Annotated in this window: 15 protein-coding genes; 10 read left to right on the top strand and 5 right to left on the bottom strand. The window is 68.9% G+C overall.

Annotation, left to right across the window (positions count from 1 at the left end):
- Nucleotides 1–27 precede the first annotated feature (27 nt).
- The 3 genes from ACFWJW_RS06410 to folE all read right to left on the bottom strand — a co-directional run bounded on the left by ACFWJW_RS06410 (nucleotide 28) and on the right by folE (nucleotide 2,757).
- On the bottom strand, nucleotides 28–708 hold the full coding sequence (locus tag ACFWJW_RS06410; RefSeq protein ID WP_387235743.1) for an NUDIX hydrolase: 681 nt from the start codon (nucleotides 706–708) through the stop codon (nucleotides 28–30).
- Between the two features lie 75 nt (nucleotides 709–783).
- Nucleotides 784–2,106 carry an MFS transporter gene (locus ACFWJW_RS06405; protein WP_387235740.1) on the bottom strand — a complete coding sequence of 441 codons (1,323 nt, stop codon included), beginning with the start codon at nucleotides 2,104–2,106 and terminating at the stop codon, nucleotides 784–786.
- A gap of 117 nt (nucleotides 2,107–2,223) precedes the next feature.
- The gene (folE, locus tag ACFWJW_RS06400) at nucleotides 2,224–2,757 is read right to left on the bottom strand and encodes a GTP cyclohydrolase I (RefSeq protein ID WP_387235737.1); all 534 of its coding nucleotides are present in this window, start codon (nucleotides 2,755–2,757) and stop codon (nucleotides 2,224–2,226) included.
- Between the two features lie 631 nt (nucleotides 2,758–3,388).
- Here folE and ACFWJW_RS06395 point away from each other — a divergent pair.
- Nucleotides 3,389–3,685 (top strand): hypothetical protein, encoded by a 297-nt coding sequence (locus ACFWJW_RS06395; protein WP_387235734.1) that lies wholly within the window; start codon nucleotides 3,389–3,391, stop codon nucleotides 3,683–3,685.
- Between the two features lie 223 nt (nucleotides 3,686–3,908).
- Here the strand turns inward: ACFWJW_RS06395 and ACFWJW_RS06390 are convergent, their stop codons facing one another.
- A complete protein-coding gene (locus ACFWJW_RS06390; protein ID WP_387235731.1) occupies nucleotides 3,909–5,348 on the bottom strand; it encodes a glyceraldehyde-3-phosphate dehydrogenase in 1,440 nt (479 codons plus the stop codon).
- A 682-nt stretch (nucleotides 5,349–6,030) separates the two neighbouring features.
- Between ACFWJW_RS06390 and ACFWJW_RS06385 the strand changes: the two genes are divergently transcribed.
- From ACFWJW_RS06385 to ACFWJW_RS06355, 7 genes are all read left to right on the top strand, one after another.
- Nucleotides 6,031–6,423: an ATP-binding protein gene (locus tag ACFWJW_RS06385; RefSeq protein WP_387235728.1), complete on the top strand. Its 393-nt coding sequence runs from the start codon at nucleotides 6,031–6,033 to the stop codon at nucleotides 6,421–6,423.
- Between the two features lie 335 nt (nucleotides 6,424–6,758).
- Nucleotides 6,759–7,130, top strand: coding sequence for an ATP-binding protein (locus ACFWJW_RS06380; protein WP_387235725.1), 372 nt, complete (start codon nucleotides 6,759–6,761; stop codon nucleotides 7,128–7,130).
- A 217-nt stretch (nucleotides 7,131–7,347) separates the two neighbouring features.
- A complete protein-coding gene (locus tag ACFWJW_RS06375) occupies nucleotides 7,348–9,030 on the top strand; it encodes a SpoIIE family protein phosphatase (RefSeq protein WP_387235722.1) in 1,683 nt (560 codons plus the stop codon).
- A gap of 126 nt (nucleotides 9,031–9,156) precedes the next feature.
- Complete coding sequence (locus ACFWJW_RS06370) at nucleotides 9,157–10,302, top strand: B12-binding domain-containing protein (RefSeq protein WP_387235720.1); 1,146 nt, start codon at nucleotides 9,157–9,159, stop codon at nucleotides 10,300–10,302.
- Nucleotides 10,299–10,661 carry an STAS domain-containing protein gene (locus ACFWJW_RS06365; RefSeq protein WP_387235717.1) on the top strand — a complete coding sequence of 121 codons (363 nt, stop codon included), beginning with the start codon at nucleotides 10,299–10,301 and terminating at the stop codon, nucleotides 10,659–10,661. The genes ACFWJW_RS06370 and ACFWJW_RS06365 overlap by 4 nt, the downstream gene beginning before the upstream one ends.
- 205 nt (nucleotides 10,662–10,866) lie before the next feature.
- Nucleotides 10,867–12,738 (top strand): glycoside hydrolase family 15 protein, encoded by a 1,872-nt coding sequence (locus ACFWJW_RS06360; protein ID WP_387235714.1) that lies wholly within the window; start codon nucleotides 10,867–10,869, stop codon nucleotides 12,736–12,738.
- Between the two features lie 138 nt (nucleotides 12,739–12,876).
- Nucleotides 12,877–13,425, top strand: coding sequence for a bacterioferritin (locus tag ACFWJW_RS06355; RefSeq protein ID WP_387235712.1), 549 nt, complete (start codon nucleotides 12,877–12,879; stop codon nucleotides 13,423–13,425).
- Nucleotides 13,426–13,551: 126 nt separating this feature from the next.
- Here ACFWJW_RS06355 and ACFWJW_RS06350 read toward each other — a convergent pair whose 3' ends face one another.
- Nucleotides 13,552–13,878, bottom strand: a complete 327-nt coding sequence (locus ACFWJW_RS06350) for an STAS domain-containing protein (RefSeq protein ID WP_387235709.1) — start codon at nucleotides 13,876–13,878, stop codon at nucleotides 13,552–13,554.
- Between the two features lie 335 nt (nucleotides 13,879–14,213).
- On the opposite strand from ACFWJW_RS06350, the gene ACFWJW_RS06345 reads away from it, so the two are divergent.
- Together ACFWJW_RS06345 and ACFWJW_RS06340 are read left to right on the top strand one after the other, a co-directional pair.
- Nucleotides 14,214–15,113 (top strand): SigB/SigF/SigG family RNA polymerase sigma factor, encoded by a 900-nt coding sequence (locus tag ACFWJW_RS06345; RefSeq protein WP_387235706.1) that lies wholly within the window; start codon nucleotides 14,214–14,216, stop codon nucleotides 15,111–15,113.
- A 128-nt stretch (nucleotides 15,114–15,241) separates the two neighbouring features.
- Entirely contained in the window at nucleotides 15,242–16,444 is a 1,203-nt protein-coding gene (locus ACFWJW_RS06340; protein WP_387235703.1) for an aromatic acid exporter family protein, read from the top strand.
- The last annotated feature ends 414 nt before the right edge of the window (nucleotides 16,445–16,858 follow it).

The raw sequence follows: 16,858 nt of genomic DNA, 5'->3' as shown, positions 1-16,858 counted from the left end.
CCTCGACGACGGCGTACGACGACGACATCAGGCCCGAGAACCGTCCGAAGGGTCCTGCTTCCGCTCGTCGGCACTACGCGGGACGGCGGCCAGCAGCCTCTCGGAATGCTGCTCGATGAGGCGTTCCACCGCGAACGTCGGCCGTCCGGCGCGAGCTTGGTCGAGAGTGAGCCAGACGGGCGCCTCACCCTCCTCATTCACGGTCACTTCCCCCTGGATTCCTGATTCCCGGCGCTCATCGACTTCCAGCAGATAAGCATGCCAACGATGCGCGTCAGAACCCCTCCTGCACACATCTCCCCGCAAATACTCGTCCGCAACGAGCCGGAGGTCCCCCTCCATGCCCCGGATTCCCACTTCCTCCCCAAGCTCCCGCGCGGCCGCGCACCTGGGTTCCTCCCCACGTTCGACATGCCCCGCGGGCACGGTCAGCCGGTAAGGAAAGGCGGTCCGCTGGAAAAACAGAAACCTCGCGGACCGGTCGCGTACGAATACCCCGGCGCTCTCGTGCCAGTACTCGCCGTCCGCATCGGTCCACCAGGAGATACGGGGATCGATGACGACGGCTCTTTCCGCCTCGCGGCCGCACGAAGCGCAGGTGCAGCTTTTCCTTCCGTCCACGACGATCCACGTGACCGCCTCGGCACGGCAGTACAGGCAGTATTCGCGGCAGGTGTCGTCCCGCAACAGCGGGAAGTCGATTTTCACCCTGCGCCCCTTCCTGGGTGAAGGTCTGTCATCAGCTGGTACGGCAGTCGGGCACGCCACACTTCCGTGGCTCGGTCAGGGACGCGTGCGCTCGGGCTTGCCGCCGTCCTGGGCTTTGCCGACGTCCGTCGCCTTCGCCAAGGGTGCCGCCCCATCCCGCCCCTCTCTGCCACCCGGCACACCGGGCGACCGGGACACGCCGGCCGCCGGACCGGGCGCGGAGGTGTGCACGGCCGTCAGCAGCAGCACCGCGCCCAGCCCGCCGAAGACCAGGGTCAGGGCAGCGACGACGCCCCACCCCGCGGCAGCGATGACCAGCCCGAAGACCGGTGGGCCCAGCAGAATTCCCACACTGCCGAGCTGGTTGAGGATGCCATTGGCGATATCCACATCCTCGGCGCGGCTCACCGCGGCGGGAACGGCAGCGAAGGCCGCGGAGATCAGCAGGCCGTCGACGACAAGGACAAGCGTGGCCGCTCCGCCGCTGACCGCGAGGGGAAAACCGGCCGAGAAGGCGGGGAGGCAGGCGACCGGCATCAACGCGCCCAGCGGAACCAGTGAGGAGAAGGCCGAGCCGCGCCGCAGCAGCCAACTGGCGGCGAGCCCGCCGACCGCGCTCCCCAGACAGACGACCGCCACCACGGCACCGGTGACCGTCGGCGTGGCCTGCCGCTCCTCAAGGAGAAAGGCCGGCAGCACCATCACCACGGCGACACCGACCAGCGACAGGCTCCCGTACGCCACACCGAGCCGCAACGCCCCGTTCCAGGCACCGGCTTCGCGGTGAGCGCACGGGACCGCTGCCCTCGGCAGCCGAGGCAGAACGGCCGTGAGTACGCCGGCCATGATCAGCGGCCCGAGTGCGGTGAGGGCCAGCCATTGGTTCCATGACCATACGGATTCCAGGGCGCCGCCGGTGACCGCGGCGAGGGCGAGCCCCGTCGGGACGCAGGTGCCCCACAACGCGAGCGCCGCCGCCCGGGTGCCGCCCTGCGCGATGCGGGTGAGGACGACCGGTCCCGCCACGAACACCAGCAGGTAGCCGACCCCTTCAGCGATACGTGCCGCCAGCAGCAGCCCCCAGGATCCGGCGGCCGCGCTGCCGACGGCGGCCACCGACATGACGAAGAGGCCCCAGGAAAGGGCCCGTTGGGCGCCGAAGCGGCGGACCCACCATCCCGCCGGGATGCCGAGGGCGGCGCTCACCGCCGTGATACTGGAGGTGGCCCACGCGAGCGCACCGTCCGACAGACCGAGCGACGTACGCAGCGCGGACCCCACCGGTGCGACGGCACCCAGACCGACCGCCGCAAGCACGCCGGCGAGCCAGGTCGCCAGCGCGTACCTCCACGGCGACGTCGAAGCGCGGCGCTGACTGCGTCTCTTCCTGTCGCGCACGGATTCTCCTTGTGCCGGCCGGCGCGTGGTCCCGCGCGGCCGGGCGTCGAGGGACGGGCCGACCGGCCGCGTGGCGGGAGGGTTCAGTGAGCACACCTCCCGCCACGCGAGTCCGCATCAGTCGTCCAGGCCGAACTTGGCCATCAACTCCTGATCGCCCGCCACATAAGACGTGTCGGTGGTGACGGTCTGGTCGGACGGACCACGACTGCACATGCAGAGGTGGCGACTGCTGGAGGTGACGCGCACGGCTTGAGCGCCGCCGGAGGACATGATCTCGTCAGCGATGTCCTTGACGAGGTACTCCTGAATCTGGAAGCGGCGGCTGAACGCCTGTACCAGACGCGGGAATTTGCCGAGTCCGAGGATGCGGTCACCGGGCACGTACGAGATGTTGACCTTCCCGAAAAACGGCAGGAAGTGGTGGGCGCAGATCGAGAAGAAGTTGTTCTCCTGGATTCGCACCACGCCGGTGTGCTCGCCGTTCACCAGGCAGGTGGTTTTGAGGATCTTCGACGTGTCGATCTCATAGCCACTCAGCAGCTCGCGATAGGCTCGGACGATACGGTCCTCGCACTCCGGTCCGCTGTACCACCCGAGTGCCCTCGTGTCGGTGGTTACATTTGTTTTGAGCCATTCCTCTATGGTCATCTGCGACCTCCATTTCCTGCTCACACCAAGGGCTCCGAACCCGGTGGAGGTCTTTCACTATCCACCCCTGCCTGTTCGTTGAGAACATACCTCCATTGGCCCACACCCGATGAGACCAATATGCAGGTGATGCGCCAATAGCCAAGTATTTAAATCCGCACGGAGAATAAACGTTTCTCCTAGGCTTGAAACGAGCGGCCTGCGGGAATGCGGCGCCCGAAAGAGAAGGCCAAAAATACCCTTCCGGGCGCCGGGGCACACCCGCTCACTCATCGCCTTTCGGCGTGCGGGGGTGAATGCGCCCCACCGCGCCAACTCCTTTACCACTTCATGCAGGAGGGCGTGGACGGCTTCCGTCCGGGCTTGGCGGAGGCGCGGGAGATTCCCGGGGCGTACCGGAAGGTGGCTCGATAAGTGCGGGCGCCGGCCCTGTCGGATGCGTCCAGGCGGGCGTGTAGCAGTCCGGCAGCCGACCCGCTCTCCTGCGGCCGCAGCGGCTTTCCCGCGACCCGGGCGATGGTGAAGGAGGCGGGGCTGAAGAGCCCGTCCTCAGGCGGCGCTTGCCGCCCGGCCCCTCCGGCCGACGTCTGCCGCGTGGCATATCCGCATCCGTTCCGCGATCGTATGCCCCATGAATTCCGACGAATCCGAGATGCGTGAAGCGGTCCGCGAGCTGGCCGCGGCATTAGAGACGATGCTCAACCTGATCAGAGCTGACGCGCTTCCCACCACGCCCGAAGCACACCGGCTCATGCGGGAGGTGATGGTCTTCCTCGACGCGTCGACCGACCAGATCGCCGCCCCTGACAGGCATGCTGAGATCCTCCCCCTGGCCAGCGCGCTCAACAGGCTGGTGATCTCGGCACGGGAACAGATCCTCGACGACGCCGTCGCCGCCTCGCGGATGCCTGACCATCCGGACGTGTAAGGGCTGCACGCCGAACGCCGAACGCCGAACGCCGAACGCCGGTACGAGCGGGGCGAGTTCGGGCCTCGGCCTATGAGAGGTGCAACAGGTAGAACGGCTCTACGGGCTCAGAAGTCGGCCGCCCCCTTGCGGGACCACGCGTGCACGGTGGGTCCTGCAAGGGGGCGGCAATTCCAGCCCGGCGCCGCACATCCCGCCTCGAGTGGGGATGCGCGGCCCTGGATCAGACCGCAGGCGCCGGGTAGGTCGGGTACTCCACCCCGGAGACGTGCTGGACGACGCGGATGACCTGGCAGGAGTAGCCGAACTCGTTGTCGTACCAGAGGTAGAGGATGGCGTTGTCGCCGTCGACCTTGGTGGGGCCGGCGTCGACGATCGAGGCGTGGCGGGAGCCGATGAAGTCGCTGGAGACCGCGTCGGGGGCCGTGGTGAAGTCGATCTGGCGCTTGAGCGGGGAGGTCAGCGAGACGTCGCGGAGGTAGTCGAGGACCTCCGCGCGGGTGGTCTCGCGACCGAGCTGAAGGCTGAGGATCGCGATCGAGACGTCCGGCACCGGGACGCGGATCGAGCTGCCGGTGATCGTCGCGTCGAGGTCCGGCAGCGCCTTGGCGACGGCGGAGGCGGCACCGGTCTCGGTGATCACCATGTTGAGCGGCGCGGAGCGGCCACGGCGGTCGGAGCTGTGGTAGTTGTCCAGCAGGTTCTGGTCGTTGGTGAACGAGTGGATGGTCTCCACGTGACCGCGCAGGACGCCGTACTCGTCCGCCATCGCCTTCAGCGGCGGGACGATCGCGTTGGTGGTGCAGGACGCGCAGGACAGGATCTGCTCGTCGGGCTTGATCATGTCGTGGTTGACGCCGTGGACGACGTTGGGGACGTCGCCCTTGCCCGGGGCGGTCAGGACGACCTTGTCGATGCCGGGGCGGAGGTGCTTCGACAGGCCCTCGCGGTCGCGCCACTTGCCGGTGTTGTCGATGAGGATGGCGTTGTTGATGCCGTGCGCCGTGTAGTCCACCGACGTCGGGTCGTCGGAGTAGATCACCTTGATCTCGTTGCCGTTGGCGATGATCTTGCTGTTCGCCTCGTCAACGGTGATCGTGCCCTGGAACTGGCCGTGGATGGAGTCACGGCGCAGCAGCGAGGCGCGCTTGACGATGTCCTGGTCACCGCCGCCGCGCACGACGATGGCGCGCAGCCGCAGGCCACCGGCCTTCTCGATGAGCAGGCGGGCGACGAGGCGGCCGATGCGGCCGAAGCCGTAGAGCACGACGTCGCGCGGCTCGCGGCGCTCGATCTTGTTGTCGCCCGTGGCGCCGGCGACGGCCTCGGCGGTGAACTCCGCCACCGACAGGCCGCGGTCGTCCTTCTTGTACGTCGCGGCGAGCATGCCGAGATCGATCTGGGAGGGGCCGAGGTCGAGCGTCGTAAGGGCCTGGAGGAACGGCATCGTCTCGGTGACCGAGAGCTCCGCACCGGCGATCTGCCGGGCGAAGCGGTGGGTCTTGAGGATGCTGACCACCGACTTGTTCACCAGGGAGCGGCTGTGCAGCAGGACCGTGACGTCCTGCTCCCGGTGCAGCTTCCCGATGATCGGGATCATCGACTCCGCGATCTCCTCGCGGTTCTTCCAGTTGGTGAACGAGTCGTCATTGACAGCAGTCACAGGCTTATCTTTCGAGCTAGGCGGTGCTCATATGCTAGCGCCCCGCTACTTTCATCATTCAAACGGTCCCGCTCTGCGCGGGATGACGTGACGGCGCCATGGCCGTGGCGCCGTGGGTGCGGGGTGACGGTACGGAGTGAAGAGCTAGGGCAATCTGGGGCAAATACGCCCAAGATGTCGTCTTCGTTGCCTGCTCTCCGCAGTCGAATGGGCGGGGTGCGTCGTGGGTCGGAGCGGGTGTGACATCGGCTACCCGTCTGGGCCGGTGCCCGGCCGTGAACGTGAAGCGGTGCCAGGGAGTCCTGCCCGTTGATGCCGAGCGCGGGGCGGTCGGGCCCTGCGCTGTCTTCCTCCGGCCCGTGCGCTCGGTGTGGTGGCGTGGCGCATGCCGTGGTGTATGTCGTGCGCGGTCGGCGCGCCGGGTGGTGGCGTTTCCGTGTCGGCGTTTCTGTGACGTCCTTCACCGGAGGTATTGCGGCCGGCTCCGCTGCGGAGCGTTGATGGTGAGGTCAGGGGCTGTGCCGGGGTCTTGGCGCCGAGTCGTGGAGAGTGTTGCGTGAACTCTGAGGTCCGAGGGAAGCCGTCAAAGAACCTTCTCGCCGAAGTAGCCTTTTGCGTGGCCCTCGCAGGGGGCGGCGGGTGAGCTCCAGGCGATGTGTCGATCGGGCGTGAGGTGAGAGGTGTGACGGGCACGCAGCAGACCCCGGTGAACAAAGCGGCGGACACACGGGACCGCGTTCATGAGCTGCTGCACGCGCACCGCCCGCCGGTCGATGAACTCTCCGTGATCGATGCCCTGCTGGTCACCTCGGAATTGGTCACCAATGCCCAGCGTCATGGTGGTGGAGTCGCCGGATTCTCCGCCCGGATCGCGGCCGGTCTGCTGGAAGTGACCGTCGCCGATCGCAGCCCTCGTCATCCCGCCACGGTCATCGGGCGGGAAAAGTATGGGGTCGGTGGATATGGGTGGCCGATGATCCAGAAACTCACGTCCTGTGTGGTGATTGTCCCCACGGGCGACGGCAAGACCATTACGGTGACCGTCCCTCTCCGGTTTGACGGCTCGGTCGACTGAGGGTTCGGTTGGGTTGGCGGGCATTTCGTGGTGTGCGCGCCGGTTCCTGGAAAACGTTCGGCAGGCATTGCCGTCGGACCTGATGCCGGTCAACCCCTGGGCTGGGTGGGCCGATGAGGGCGGCCGGGAGTGCGATCCCGTCGTAAGCCGCACCTTCTGTGCGCCATGCGCGGCAGCCCCGCCGGCCGAGTGTTCACCCGCTGCGGCGCCCGTAAGGGGGCCTGAGAGTATTACCGTCCTGCCGTGCGAGAAGGAAGTGCCCCGGCCGGCCACGCCTGCCCGGAGGGTGGCGGCGTCGCCGCGACGGTTCGGGTGCATTGGGGTGGAATGGTGTGATGCAGGGAGTACCTGTAAGAGCAGCCGAGGCGCGCAACTTTGTGCACGACTTGCTGCACAAGATAGGCAGCCCGGTCGATGACCTGGCCCTCGTCGATGCCCTCTTGGTGACCACGGAGCTGGTCACCAATGCCCAACGGCACGGGGGCGGGCTCACGGGGTTCACCGCGCGGGTCGTCGAGGGGTGCTTGGAAGTGGCGGTCGAGGACGGCAGTGCGCACTGCCCCTCCGCCGCTTCCCCTCGCACTCCCGGCCGTGACTCCGGCGCCACGGGTGGCTACGGCTGGCCCCTGATACAACGGCTGGCGCGCAGCGTCGAGATCACCGCGACCGTGACCGGCAAGACCATTCGCGTGATATTGCCCCTTTGACGCTGGTGATGTTGTTGGTGCTGTTCCTGGGGCGTGCATCGCGGGCGGCCTCCAACCCCCGCCCCAATCCGGCCCCCGCCCCCTCTCCGGTCGGCCACACTCCGTCCCGCCGCCCCGGCGACGATTGCCATCCCAGGTCTCCGTGCGGGATGGTGACCGAAGGGGAATGGTCTCTGCCGGTTGTGTGGGGTGATGGGGTGCACTCAGTGAGCCTTGCGTGGTGAAGAGTTCCGACGTATCCGTTGTCACCACGCCGGTGACCGGTGTCGATGCCGGTGCCGCTTGGCAGTCCGCACCCCACCCCGTACTCGTCATCGGCCCGTCCGGGCTCGTGCGTGCGGTCAATGACGCCGCCGTGCTGCTCTTCCCGGCCGCCAAGGCGGGCGTACCGTGCGACGAGGCCCTGGTCTCCTGGCTCGCTGACGCCCACCGGCGCTTCACCGACGCCCATCGGCCCCGCACCGATTCCCTGCGGCTCCAAGACGAGGAGCCGGCGCGCGGACCCGTCGGGGAGCGGAGCTTCGAGGCCCGTCCGAGTCGTGCGGAGAACGGCGACGTGGTGTGGTGGCTGGTCGATGACACCGCCCGCCGGTCGGCGGAGGACGCCCTGCGTGCCGAGCGTGAGCGCACCGCGTTTCTCGCCCAGGCGTCGACGGAGCTTCTCGCCTCCCTGAATGCCGACCGGTGCATGGATGTCACGGCCCGGCTCGCCACGCGGTATCTGGCGGATGCCGCCGTCGTGGTCGCCCCGCCCTCCGGACGGTGGCTGGCGATGAGCTGCTGCGGCCCGGACGGGCGGGTGGTGCGCGACAAGGTTGTCGCCGATCCCACCTGCGTGCCAGGACTGGCCGAAGCCCTGAAGGGGTTTCCTCCTGTGCCCTCGCGCTGGATAGACCCGGCGGCCGTGCCGGACTGGCTGCGGCCGTCCGCGCTGGGGGAGATCGGCTCGGTGGCGGTCACCCCGCTCCCGGGGCACGGCGTGGCGGCCGGCGCGCTGATCCTGATGAGGCGTTCCGACCACGCCGCGTTCCACGAGAGCGAAGAGACCTTCGCCCGGCTGTTCGCCGCCCGCGCCGGAGCGGCCATGTCCGCCGCGCGGCTCTACGCGGAACAGGCGGCCATCACCCGGACGCTGATGCGGGAGCTGTTGCCGCCCCGCCTCCAGCAGCTCAGCGGAGTGGAGTTGGCCGGCGGCTACCGGGCCTCGAACGACAGCGACCGTGTGGGGGGCGACTTCTACGACGTGCACGCGGGGGCCGGGCCCGACGAGGAGTCGCTCGTCGTCCTCGGGGACGTGTGCGGCAAGGGGCTGGAGGCCGCGGTCCAGACCGGCAAGATCCGCAACACCCTGCACGCCCTGCTGCCGCTGGCCACCGATCACCAGCGGGTGCTGCGGCTGCTCAACGGTGCGCTGCTCGATTCCGACCACACCCGGTTCGCCACCCTGGTCCTGGCCTCGGTGGCGCGGCGGGGCGGCACCGTCCGGCTGCGGGTGACCAGTGCCGGGCACCCCGCGCCGCTGGTGGTCCGCGCCGACGGCCGGGTGGAGGAAGCCGCCACCCGCGGTTCCCTCGTAGGCGCGCTGCCGGAGGTGACCTCCACGACGGCCACGCTCGATCTTGCGCCCGGGGAGTCGTGCCTCCTGTACACCGATGGGATCACCGAAGCGATGGGCGGGCCGCTGGGCGATGAGCTCTTCGGCGAGGCACGGCTGCGGTCCGCGCTGAGCGAGTGCGCGGGCCTGCCCGCCGAAGCGGTCGTGGAGCGGATCCGGATGCTCGCCGCCCAGTGGGTGGGGGCCGGCCGGCATGACGACATGGCCGTCGTCGCCATCACCGCGCCCCACCATGCGCACCTCAGCGCGGTGGACGGCCACACCCGGGGCAGGTACACGGCGTGAGAACCGTTGCTTCCACGGGGGCGTGCCGATGACCGCTGACTGGCGGGAAGCAGGGGCGGGGGCCGGTCCGTCCCGCCGTGCCCGTTCGGGGTCCATGGGCGGACGGCTGCCGGGTAGGCGTGCGTCATGACCACTTCGCCTGTTGCGATGGCGGAAAGCCTGGCCGCCTACGTGGACCAGCTGTGGGACGCCGTGGTGACGGTGGATGAGCACGCCGCCGTCCGCCGGCTGTTCGACGCGGTCGACGCCGGTGTTCCGCCGGAGGACGTGCTGCTCGACATCATCGCGCCCGTCCAGCAGCGGGTCGGTGAGCACTGGGCGGCCAACACGATGACGGTGGCGCAGGAGCACGCCGCGACCGCCATCAACGACCGGGTCATCGCGGCCCTCGCACATCACCGGCCGCCCGCGGCCACAGCGGAACGGGGCGGCCGCATCACGGTGGCCTGCGTCGACGGTGAGTGGCATGCGCTGCCCGCCCGGCTCCTCGCCGAGGTGTTGCGGCTGCGCGGCTGGCAGGTCGATTTCCTCGGTGCCCAGGTACCCGCACCTCATCTGATCGCCCATCTGCACCAGACCGGTCCGCGGGCCGTCGCGCTGTCCAGCTCGATCGCCACCCGGCTGCCCACCGCGCACGCGGCGATCACCGCCTGCCAGGCCGCGGGCGTGCCCGTCCTGGTGGGCGGCGCCGCGTTCGGTCCCGACGGCCGCTACGCCCGGCTCCTCGGTGCCGACGCCTGGGCGCCGGACGCCCGTACCGCGGCCGACTTGCTCTCCCGGGGCATGCCGGACACCCGGGCCCCCGCGCTCGGGCACCAGCCCGTCGACGACCTGCCGCACCTGTCCGACCAGGAGTACTCCCTGGTGGCACGCACCGCCCCGCAGCTGGTCAAGGAGACCCTCGCGCAGCTGGAGGAGCGCTTCCCCGCCCTGCGCGACTACTCCGACCGGCAGCGGCAGCACACCGCGGAAGACCTCGCGCACATCACCGACTTCCTCGCCACCGCGCTCTACACGGATGACGACGAACTGTTCACCGGCTTCCTCACCTGGACCGGGGCGATCCTCACCACCCGCGGCGTCCCCGCGCACTCCCTGCACCCGGCCCTGGACGCCCTCGCCGCACAGCTGAAGGACTTCCCGCGGGCGCGGCGGATCATCGGCCATGCGCGGCGCGCCCTGGACGCCGGTACGGATGACGACGCCGGCCCCGGCTCCGTCAGTTCCGACGTCGGCCCCGGCTCCGCCCCCGCCCCCGGATCCTCCGCATGACCTCGTACCCGCCCGACGAGCGCTGCTCCACCGTCGCCACCCCGGACAGGCACACCGCCCATCTCCACCTCACCGGGGACCTGGACCACACCACCGCGGACGAACTGCTTGCCCTCGCCCTCCGGCAGATCGCCGCGCAGCCCGGTCTCCGTGCCCTCCACCTCAACTGCGCCCAGGTGCGGTCCTGCGACCGGATGGGACTCTCCGTCCTGCTGGCCCTCCATCGCCGTACCGACGCCGCCGGGATCCACCTCCACCTGGACGACCGCCCACCCGCTCTGGATCGCCTTCTGACGGTGACGGGCACCCTCGGCCCCCTCACTGCCCCGCCCGGACGAAGCAGCTCCCCTACGGGCTGACACCTCCCGGCTCCCCTACGGGCTGACGCGTACTGGCCCCGCTACAGGCCGACGCGCACCACTCCGGAACGGTCACCCGCGCCGAGGGCGGCCGGCTCATGAACCTGCCGCCCCGGGGCATACGCGAGTTCAGCGGTTCCTCCCGACCAGGCGGGGCGGGCGCGCACGGGCCGGCGGCAGGAGAGGGCGTAAGGGTGCAGGGCCTATGAATGTCCGTCAAAAAGCTCCGGCCGGTGAGGCGGGCGGCGCGGGATATCTGCCCATCGCCGAACACGGGCTGATCGGTGATCTGCGGACCGCGGCGCTGGTCGGGACCGATGGCCGGATCACCTGGTTCTGTGCCCCGCGGTTCGATTCGCCCAGCATTTTCGGGTCGCTGCTCGATGCCGGGAACGGCGGCCACTGGGAGATCGGCCCCGTCGAGGACATCGCCAAGCGCCAGCAGTACTACTTTCCCGACACCAACATTCTCATGACGCGGATGCTGACCGGGAACGGCATCGTCGAGATCCAGGATTTCATGCCGATACGGGCGGAGGGCGACCCCCGTCACCGGCAACGGCTGGTGCGGCGGGTGGTCAGTGTGCGGGGCCGTTCGCGTATCCGTACCGTCATCGCACCGCGGATGAATTACGGCCGGGATCCGCACAAGGTGGAAACCCGGCCGCACGGTGTGCGCTTCCTGGGTGCGGCGCTGGACATCTCGCTCCAGGCCAATGTGACCCTCCGGGCCGAGGGCCAGGACGCCGTCGGAGAATTCGACCTGGCGGAGGGCCGGTCCGCGCTGTTCGTGCTGGAGACCACCCGGCCCTCCCGCGCCGAACCGGCCGTCGATCTGGTCGATACCCGAGCCGCCGAGGAACTGTTCCGGTCCACCGTACGGTTCTGGCGCCGATGGCTGAGCCAGTCCACCTACACCGGCCGCTGGCGCGAAATGGTGCACCGTTCGGCACTGACCCTCAAGCTCCTGACCCACGAACCCACCGGAGCCATCGTCGCCGCACCGACCCTCGGGCTTCCCGAACAACTCGGCGGGGAACGGAACTGGGACTATCGCTATGTCTGGATCCGCGATGCGGCCTTCTCCCTCCACGCCCTGCTGCGGCTGGGTTTCACCCGCGAGGCACAGTCCTTCATCAGCTGGCTGACCTCGTGTCTGCGCGGTGCGCAGGGCGGTGAACACGGCCCGCTACGGGTGCTGTATTCCATCGACGGTGCCGCCGAACTTCCCGAGCACGTCCTCGACCACTGGGCGGGCTATCGGGGATCCGCCCCGGTCCGGGTGGGAAACGGTGCCGCCGGACAGCTCCAGCTCGATATCTATGGCGAACTCTTCGACTCCGTCTACCTGTTCAACAAGCACGGTGCCGGAATTTCCCATGAGAGCTGGATGGATCTGTGTGCCATTCTCGACTGGCTTCTGGAGCACTGGGACAGCCCCGATGCGGGGATATGGGAGACCCGCGCCGGTCAACAACGGCACACCTATTCGCGGTTGATGTGCTGGGTGGCGGTGGAGCGCATGATCCGCATGGCCCGGCAGCGCGGGTTGCCGGGTGATCCGGTCCGCTGGATGTCGGAGCGCGACAAGATCTACCACCAGATCATGGAACAGGGCTGGAACGCCCAGGAACAGACCTTTGTCCAACGCCTCAGCGGCGACGCGGGGGAGTCACCGGAGTGCATTCTCGACGCCTCGCTCCTGATGATGCCGATGGTCAAGTTCCTGTCGCCGGACGATCCGCGATTCCGGTCCACCGTGCGGGCCATCGGCGAGAACCTCGTCACCGACAGTCTGGTCTTCCGCTACGACCCGAAAGTGTCTCCCGACGGTCTGGACGGAACGGAGGGGACCTTCTCGATCTGCTCGTTCTGGTGGGTCGAGGCGCTCGCCCGTACCGGGCGGATCGAAGAGGCCAGAGTGGCGCTGGAGAAGATGTTCACCTATGCCAATCACCTCGGTCTGTACGCGGAGCAGATAGGGCTGACGGGCGAACACCTGGGGAATTTCCCTCAGGCTTTCACCCATCTCGCGCTGATCAGCGCGGCCACGAGCCTGGACGACTTCATGGGCTGAGCCGAAACGCCACACGGCCGACGGAAAGGTGTCCGTCGCCGGCCCGATCGCGGGGCATACTGACCGGCGGTGCCGACTGGGCGCACATTCCCGGAGCGAAGCGCTGTCCACCCCAGGAGAACTGAAGGGCAGGAAACCGTGGCTGACTTTCTCACCGACATCACCACCCTCCGCGAGCGCGCCCGCCGCGAGATGGAAAAGGGACCGGTCACCGAGGCGTACGGAGCCGATCTGGAGCGCGTCCTTCAGGTGCTGAACGAGGCGCTGGCCACGGAAATCGTGTGCACCCTGCGGTACAAGCGGCACTACTACACCGCTTCCGGTCTCTATTCGGAGCCGGTCGCCGCAGAGTTCCTGGAACATGCCGCACAGGAGCAGCAGCACGCGGACAAAGTGGCGCAGCGCATCGTGCAGCTCGGCGGCCGGCCCGACTTCAATCCCGAAACCCTGACGCAGCGGGCGCACGCCGGTTACGACGCCAGTGACGACCTGGTGGACATGATCAAGGAAGATCTGGTGGCCGAACGCGTGGCCATCGCCTCATACACGGAAATCGCGAAATGGCTCGGTGACGGCGACCCGACCACGCGCCGGGTATTCGAAGACCTGCTGGCGCAGGAGGAAGAGCACGCCGACGATCTGCGAGGGCTGCTGGAACGCATTCCGCAGGACAAGAAGACCGACTGACGCGCGCTGCTTCCGGCGTGATTGGCCTGATCGCGGTGGTCGGCGGCGTGGCTTCCCGGTGCCGCGCGGCGCTGGGTGCGTCCCCGCCGGGGCCCCGCCCGGAGCGGGTGAGCCGGGCGCGGGCCCTCAGGAGCCCAGCGCGCCGGGCAGGTCGTCGGCCAGCGTGAAGTATCCGGCGGTGCCGGTGACATCGAAGAGCCGGCGGACGACCTCGTGGAACGGGCCGGCGACGATCAGTGTGCGCTGCTGCCGGTGGTGGGCACGCTGGGCGGCGAGCAGGACATGCAGCACCGTGGAGTCGGCGAAGTCGGTCAGCGACAGATCGACGACGGTACGTGGAGCGCCGGAATCCTCCGCCAGCGCGCAGGTCTCTTCCAGGAGAGGGGCGCTGTCGTGATCGAGGGACCCACTGACGCGGACGACAAAGACCTCGTCCTCGACAGCATGGGTCACCACAGCCGGTGTATGAACGTACATGGGCGACAGCATGTCATGCTTTTCGCGCACAGGTTCTAGACAGCTCTTGTTCGGCCGGTCCAAAGACCGTCCCTCGTATGGCCCCCGTCGCAGGTCCGCGAAGTGCGTCCGCACACCGGCGCCCTCGTTCTCGACCGGAGTGCGGCGCGAGGGCGGCCACATTTCTCATGAATCATTCAGGATTCCGCGGAAGGATCTCCCCGGTCCACCGGCTGCGCCACTCAGCGGGGTGATTGTTCCACCGAAACGCATAAGAAATCCGGTGCCGGGCAACAGGCCAGCTCAAACGACCTGAATCCCGGAGGTGGAGCATGAACACGGTTTTCGAGGACGTATGTGACACACAACTGCCGGGGGCCCATGACGGGCCGTCGCCGCGGGCCGGAAGGCATTCCACCACGCTTCCGCGCGTCGAGGATGCGGGGCGGGTGGCTCCGCAAGACGCCAAGGCACTGTCGCCACTGTTCTTCGAGCGGCTCGCGGAACTCGACGAGGGCACTCCCGAGTATCAGTACGCCCGCAATACGCTCGTCGAGATGAACCTGTCGCTGGTGCGCTGTGTGGCCGCGCGGTACAGAAGTCACCGTGACCAAATGGAGGACATCGTCCAGGTCGGCACCATCGGCCTCATCAAGGCCATCGACCGGTTCGACCTCTCCCGCCGGACGGAGTTCGCGGCCTTCGCCATTCCCCATATCCTCGGGGAGATCAAGCGGTTCTTCCGCGACACCAGCTGGGCCGTCCATGTCCCGCGCCGTCTCCAGGAACTCCGCATCGACCTGGCCCAGGCCATGGAGCAGCTGTCCGCCTCTCTGGACCGTGAACCCACCGTCAAAGAGCTCGCCGGGCATCTGGAGCTCACGGAAGAGGAGATCATCGAGGGCATGGTGGCCGGCAACGGCTACACGGCCGTCTCGCTGCACCTCTCCGGCGACGGCGAGTCGACGGCACCGGGCGGCGGCGGGCCCGTCTTCGCCGACCTTCTCGGCACCACCGACCCCGCCACGGAGCACGTCGAGGACCGGTACGCCCTGGCCTCGCTCCTGCAACAGCTCAACGAACGCGACCGGCTCATCGTTCATCTGCGCTTCGACCGGGAGATGACCCAGGCCCAGATCGGCGCGGTGCTCGGTATCTCCCAGATGCATGTCTCCCGACTGCTCGCCCGCATCATCCAGCAGCTGCGCAGGGGCATGCTCGGCCACAAGTGACCCCGCCGGGCCCGCGATCGGCGTCCGGGACGCACCACCCATGGATGGATCCCCCGTGGCCGGGTACCGGGTACCGGGCACCGCAAGATCCGCCGAGGCGCGGACGGGACACCGGGCGAAGGGACGGCATGGCCGGAGAAGTCAGCGAGCGGCGAACGCGCCCGGCACGGCCGGGCCGGATGGCGCGCGTCCGGCAGTGGTGGGGGCGGGCGCTGGGGTCGGAGGGCCATGAGCGCACCACGGTGCTCCTCATCGCCAAGGGCACCCTGGCGGCGACGATCGCCTGGGTGATCTCCTACCACCTGCTGCACGCGCAGTCGCCCGCGTTCGCCCCGTTCTCCGCGGTGCTCATCATGCAGGTGACCGTCTACCAGTCGCTGCTTCAGTCCTCGCGCTACGTGGGCGCGGTGGTGGCGGGTGTGGCCGTACAGGCCGCGCTGGGGTTTCTCGTCGGGCCCGAGGTGCTGACGTTCGCCCTGGTGGCGGCGGTGGCGCTCACCATCGGACGATGGCCGGCGCTCGGCTCGCAGGGCTCCCAGGTGGCCACCGCGGCGTTCTTCGCCTTCTCCACCTATGTGTCCGCCACCTCGGCCCTCGACAAGAGCACCCAGCTGGGGCAGATCATCCTGCTGGTCCTCATCGGATGCGGGGTCGGCGTCCTCGTGAACGTCACCGTGCTGCCGCCGCTGCGCTACCGCAGCGCCGAGTACGGCATCCGTACGCTGGCCCACGCGCTGTGCGACCTGCTGAGCGACATCTACCCGGTGTTGCGGGACGGCGGACTCGACGAGGAGAGCACCGGACGGTGGCGGTCGCGCGCCGGACAAGCCGGGGAACTGGTCACACAGGCCCGCACGGGGCTGCGGATGGCGCGGGAGAGCCTCCACTACAACCCGCGCCGGCTCGTCCGCCGCGGCCGCCCGCACACCGCCTTCGAGGGCTATGCCGCGGTGCTGGAGGCGCTGGAGCGCACCCTGGGCCAAGTCGCCGCCCTCACCCGGAGCCTGGACCGGTGGAGTGCGGACGAGGACCGCCACCGCTACGGCGCCTTCCTGGCGAGCTACGCCGAATTCCTGGAATCCCTCTCCCGGATCACCCGCGTCTTCGCGGACCTCGACGAGGACCGGCTCGCCGATCAGGCGCCCGAGCTGTGCCAACTGGCCGACGAGGCACAGGACTACCGCCGGCGGCTGGCCGAGGAGGCGGAGCGGGGTCAGCTGCCGCTCGCGGACCCCGGCCGCCCCTATGGAGTGCTGGTCATCGAGGCCGCGCGGCTGATGGAGGAGTTCCAGTACACCTGTGATGTGCTCCAGCACCATGTCGACCGGTGAAGGCCGGGCGGAGTCCGAGGCCGGGCGGAGTTCAAGGTCGGGCGAAGTCCGGTCATTCCTTGACGGCGTTCTCGGCCTTCTCCTTCGCCCCGCGGAGCGGCCCCTGGGATTCCTTCGCGGAACCCTCAGCGGTGGCGCTTTTCTTTCCGACGGCTCGGCCCGCCGGAGCGTACGCCGACCCGGAGCGCGCACTGCGATGGAGGTGAGTCCCCTGCGGGAACAGCGCACGCCCCGGGCCGTACTTCCCGTGTTTCCCCGGTCCCGGTGATGATGCGTCAGGGGACACGGAAAAATAGGGGTGGGCCGGACAACACGGTGTTGTCCGGCCCACCCCCGCGATGCGGGCCGCGGCGGCTACCCCCGGTTACACCCGCCGCGCGTGCCGCCCGCGCCCCCCGCACGCCCGACCAAACC

Source organism: Streptomyces sp. NPDC127097, assembly GCF_042724075.1.
Classification (GTDB): Bacteria; Actinomycetota; Actinomycetes; order Streptomycetales; family Streptomycetaceae; genus Streptomyces.
This window is presented reverse-complemented; position numbering and strand designations above follow the sequence as displayed.

What these genes read in the sequence shown, in the direction of transcription:
- folE (WP_387235737.1), bottom strand. Translation starts at nt 2,757, where the DNA reads ATGACCATAGAGGAATGGCTCAAAACAAATGTAACCACCGACACGAGG.
- ACFWJW_RS06395 (WP_387235734.1), top strand. Translation starts at nt 3,389, where the DNA reads ATGAATTCCGACGAATCCGAGATGCGTGAAGCGGTCCGCGAGCTGGCC.
- ACFWJW_RS06380 (WP_387235725.1), top strand. Translation starts at nt 6,759, where the DNA reads ATGCAGGGAGTACCTGTAAGAGCAGCCGAGGCGCGCAACTTTGTGCAC.
- ACFWJW_RS06370 (WP_387235720.1), top strand. Translation starts at nt 9,157, where the DNA reads ATGACCACTTCGCCTGTTGCGATGGCGGAAAGCCTGGCCGCCTACGTG.
- ACFWJW_RS06365 (WP_387235717.1), top strand. Translation starts at nt 10,299, where the DNA reads ATGACCTCGTACCCGCCCGACGAGCGCTGCTCCACCGTCGCCACCCCG.
- ACFWJW_RS06360 (WP_387235714.1), top strand. Translation starts at nt 10,867, where the DNA reads ATGAATGTCCGTCAAAAAGCTCCGGCCGGTGAGGCGGGCGGCGCGGGA.
- ACFWJW_RS06345 (WP_387235706.1), top strand. Translation starts at nt 14,214, where the DNA reads ATGAACACGGTTTTCGAGGACGTATGTGACACACAACTGCCGGGGGCC.
- ACFWJW_RS06340 (WP_387235703.1), top strand. Translation starts at nt 15,242, where the DNA reads ATGGCCGGAGAAGTCAGCGAGCGGCGAACGCGCCCGGCACGGCCGGGC.